This window comes from Mycoplasmopsis primatum ATCC 25948 (genome assembly GCF_000702785.1).
In the GTDB taxonomy this organism is placed as follows: domain Bacteria; phylum Bacillota_I; class Bacilli_A; order Mycoplasmatales; family Metamycoplasmataceae; genus Mycoplasmopsis; species Mycoplasmopsis primatum.
Window position 1 is genome coordinate 1 of sequence record NZ_JNJV01000044.1, and the last position, 4,335, is coordinate 4,335.

A 4,335-nucleotide genomic window follows, 5' to 3' on the forward strand; every position below is an offset into this window, starting at 1 on the left:
TTAAGTCAAAACACCTTTCCTAATGACGGCATTACAAATCAAATATCATATGGTGAATGAATCAAAATAATTAAAAAATTATGTGTGGAGTACAATATTCCATACATTGAAAATTGACAAGAATATATTAATAGTTCAACTGACATGTTTGGTTAGAAAAATATAAAAGTCTAGGTTTTTCCTAGACTTTTAATAATAGCCCACAAAGCATATTCTGATGTTATTAGGTTTAAAGTCCAACAAAATTTCAAAGTTCTTTTCAATATCATTTTTTAAGTTTTCAATAGCGTCTTTTAAAGACACATTTCTTTTGATTTTAACATCTATAACAAACATAACGTTCGATTGATCACTCAAAAATGAAATTCTTGGACTACTTGCTAGTTTAACAACTTTTGATTCAGAAATAGAATTATTAATTAAATCTATAAATGTTTGCTCAGAAACCGAAATATTTTCATTAACCCCAGTAGTAGATGTTACAAAGTTCATTATTTGTTGGCTCTACCAACATATTTACCAGTTTCAGTTGAAACAATAATTGTTTCACCTTCGCTGATAAACATAGGTGTTTCTAATTCAAAACCGGTTTCAAGTGTCACTTTTTTTTGTGGGTTATTTGCTGTATTACCTTTAACAGCATCAGGAGCTGATGTAACTAACAAAGGCACATTAGCATCCAATTCAATATCAAGAATTTCATCTTTATATTTTCTAATTTTAACAATCATTCCTTCTTTTAAAAAATTCATTTCTCACTCAACATGTGAAAGCGGAATTTCCACTTGTTCATATGTTTCTTGATCCATTAATATAATATTTGAACCATCTGAATATAAGAAACTCATTGGTCTTTTATCAATGTGCGCCTTGCTTACCATTACGCCACCAGTATATGATTTTATGGTAGTAGCACCAGTTCTTAAATTTTTTACCTTGGCCTTAACATTAGCTTGCCCTCTACCTTGTTTTGAATGTTGTGCATCAAGCACAACAAAAATTTCACCATCGTCTTCAAATGTAATTCCGGGTTTAAATGTATTTACATTAATCATATATCCTCCAAATTATTAAAAACAAAATTATTTGTAAATTAACTAAATACAGAAAAAACTTTATTATAGTTTTCTGCTTCACCTTTTTCTAAAAAATTAAAATATTTTAGTTTATCCTTAAAATCAACATAAAGCGGTAAAAGTTTTAAAGATAAACATTGAATAAGCGTAATGGCTCTTCCAACTCTTCCATTGCCTTCAGCAAAAGGATGAATTTTTTGAAAATTTATATGAAATTGAGCAATAATTAAATACTTTTCTTTTACTGATTTTACCTTCTTAATATTTAGATTATATTCATTAAGTATTTTAGCAATTGCTTCTTTAACCTCGCCAGGTTGGCTTGGCTCATACTGAGAGTTTTCAATAGAATTTTGTATCGATTTAAAGGCTCCTTCTTCGTCAGTCAAACCTTTCATCAAACTACTGTGAAGTGTTAAAATTGTGTAAATATTAATCTCTTCACATTGGTTATTATTTTCATAAATATCAATAACTGTTTGATAATGATTTTTAATTTCTAAGATTTCCTTAGCCTTCTTAGTTTGTTTTAGCGATCCTTTTGATATCAATTCTTTCGTTTCATCGACTGTAAAAGAATTCTTGTCAATATTGCATGAAAAGGTTGAAAAAATTAATGCAAATTTTTGAATTCTTCTATTCATTAGGCCGCCTTCTTAACATAGATATTATTAATATTTAAAATATAAAAAAATAAATTAATATTAATAATTTTAATTATAAATTAGAATTTACAAAAGATAATAAAAACCCTATTAAATAGGGCTAATTATTTGTTATTGTGTCTAATTGCAAATATTATTGAAACAATAAAATATGGCAATGTTAGAACCATTCCAAAACAAGCAGTGCATATTGAAAAAGCTAACCAACCATCTCCTAAATTAGCATTTGCAAGTGCACAAATCACATAAATTAGTGAAATTAATGTGCCCACAATAAATAATATCAAGGTAATTGTGAGAGCTAAATTAAGTGCTTTTGTTCCTCTTTTTTCACCATATACACTTGTAAAATAGGCAATTAATAACTGAATGCTTAATGTAATACCAACCGTTGCTGTTACAATAGTTGCAGTGTCTTGGAAAAGCGGTTTACGCGAAACTAATAGTGCAAAAGCAACTGTGTAAAAAATTATTAATATTGAGCAATCAATTAATGATTGAATAATATAACTCTTAAAGCTTTTGTTCATGTTTATCCTTATACTCCTTCCATAATATAATTAATATTATAATAATAGCATAAAAACACTTATATTTAATGAGAGAGTTTTAATATAATTTTTATGGTAAAACCTATCTATTTAGACTCACTAATACAATAATTAATTTATAAATTAGTGTGTTTAATAGTCAAATAAATTAAAAAATAAATTAAAATAAGCATATATTTAGTAAATATAAATAGGAGAAAATATGAAAAGAGTTGGCATATATTATAGTAAATCAGCAAAATATCCATGAGTTTTAAAACATCCTAAAAAAGAAGTAATAATTGGCGAATTTAAATCACAAGAAGACGCATTTTATTGATATATTAGTTTTAAAATTGAAACTTTAATCTTATTATTTGATGAATCTAACCAAAACACAGGCCAAATTGCTTATATCAAAGATGAAAGCAATAACAATCGTTTTATTTTTATTCCACAATCATCAGGCATAGACATAGACCTTGACTATGCTGCAATTTGTGCTAAATTTGGAATTGATCCTCTTAAATTTTCAAAGCTTAAATCGGATATTGAAATTGAAAACATGAATAAAGATCTAATATTCAACTATTTCCAAGACCCAAGAACATATTTTGAACCAAGATATGAAATTAAAAAAAGATCTAAGGACGATTATTTAAACAATGAAGCCAGAACAAAAATTTTGCAAATAGAACTTAGTGGATTAGCTGATGTAGACAGGCACACTAGAACACAAATAGCTACTGCAATTGATGAAATGCCACCTATTTATGAAACAAGCAAAACTGTTGAAGAAAATAATACTAATGAAAAAATAAACAATAATGATAATAATAAAGATGACGCTAAAGCCGAAATTAAAACAATAGTTACTAATGAAAACCAATTCATTAATCAAACTAATGTTAATGAAATACCAGATCAAAAACTTAATGAAAATAGCTTCCCGGATCTTGAAAACTTTGAATCACAAGATGTACAAACAAAAGATAAAGAATTTTATGAAAAATTGGATTCTGATAACTTTTTGAACACAGCTGAAACAGATAAAGTAGATAATAAAACTGTTAAAGCAATAAAGGAAGTTAATAAAAAAAGAATTAACAAAAAAGCCAAAAAAACATTTATTGCTCTATTCTCTATTATCGTTATTGCTGCTATTGCATTTGGTGTATTATGTTTATTAAACTGACTAGGTATAATAGACTGATTGCCTTTTATTCCTGTAAAACAATAATAAAAATCATTTCTGCCAACCAATATATTTAATTTTTTATAGTCTATAAATTAAAATTTACATATTTAGAATTTAAATATATAATATTATTGCTTTTTAGCCCGAGTGGTGGAATTGGCAGACACGCTAGACTAAGGATCTAGTGAGGCAACTCATGCAGGTTCAAGTCCTGTCTCGGGCACCAGATATAAAAATCAAGGTAATTAGCCTTGATTTTTGTTATTTGGTTTAATATGAAACAATATATTGCGTCAATAAAAGGCATGAAAAAGAAAACATCTACTGAACTTATAAAAACCTTATAGCAAATGTAAATTAAATAAATAGTGAAACAATACATAAAGAAGTCTATAAAATAGCATCTTTCTAAAATTTTCTAAATTAAAATAATACAAATTATTGTGTTCTTTGTAAGCGCTATAAATTTTTGAAAATACGAGCGTTTAGCAATATTTGATATAATTTTTATGCATTGAAAAATGCGAAAAGAGTCAGTTAATTGAAATAGTAATTATGAAACATTTATATTTTATCTGAACTACTATTGTGGTGAAGACAAAATCAATTTGATTCATATTTAATATCTTGACTAATTAGACCTAATATGATTACACGCCATAATAGGTATGTTTTTGCTTTTATCAATGCAAAAAATATAATAATTTATTGGAGAAATTTAAATGGAATTCGACGATTTTAAAAATGTCCAAAAAACAATTCGTTATGAATTTAGAAATGAAGATTTGCTTCAACAAGCATTCATTAGAAAAAGCTATTCTCAAGAAAATGGAGGCCAAAATAATGAGGTATTAGAATTTGTCGGC

Annotated in this window: 5 protein-coding genes and 1 tRNA gene; 2 read left to right on the forward strand and 4 right to left on the reverse strand. The window is 26.7% G+C overall.

All coding sequences use genetic code 4. The annotated features are described in order from the left end of the window. Window positions 1–189 precede the first annotated feature (189 nt). From T386_RS0103975 to T386_RS0103990, 4 genes are all read right to left on the reverse strand, one after another. Window positions 190–492 carry an MMB_0454 family protein gene (locus T386_RS0103975; protein ID WP_029513833.1) on the reverse strand — a complete coding sequence of 101 codons (303 nt, stop codon included), beginning with the start codon at window positions 490–492 and terminating at the stop codon, window positions 190–192. After that, on the reverse strand, window positions 492–1,055 hold the full coding sequence (gene efp / locus T386_RS0103980) for an elongation factor P (protein ID WP_029513834.1): 564 nt from the start codon (window positions 1,053–1,055) through the stop codon (window positions 492–494). Before efp ends, T386_RS0103975 begins: the two co-directional genes overlap by 1 nt. Before the next feature lie 38 nt (window positions 1,056–1,093). Beyond that, the gene (locus T386_RS0103985; RefSeq protein WP_029513835.1) at window positions 1,094–1,720 is read right to left on the reverse strand and encodes a Fic family protein; all 627 of its coding nucleotides are present in this window, start codon (window positions 1,718–1,720) and stop codon (window positions 1,094–1,096) included. 125 nt (window positions 1,721–1,845) lie between these two features. Beyond that, window positions 1,846–2,271 (reverse strand): hypothetical protein, encoded by a 426-nt coding sequence (locus T386_RS0103990; RefSeq protein WP_029513836.1) that lies wholly within the window; start codon window positions 2,269–2,271, stop codon window positions 1,846–1,848. A gap of 223 nt (window positions 2,272–2,494) precedes the next feature. Between T386_RS0103990 and T386_RS0103995 the strand changes: the two genes are divergently transcribed. Together T386_RS0103995 and T386_RS0104000 are read left to right on the forward strand one after the other, a co-directional pair. After that, complete coding sequence (locus T386_RS0103995; protein WP_029513837.1) at window positions 2,495–3,511, forward strand: MAG3090 family protein; 1,017 nt, start codon at window positions 2,495–2,497, stop codon at window positions 3,509–3,511. A gap of 99 nt (window positions 3,512–3,610) precedes the next feature. Next, window positions 3,611–3,695 (forward strand) — tRNA-Leu (locus tag T386_RS0104000). Window positions 3,696–4,335 lie beyond the last annotated feature (640 nt).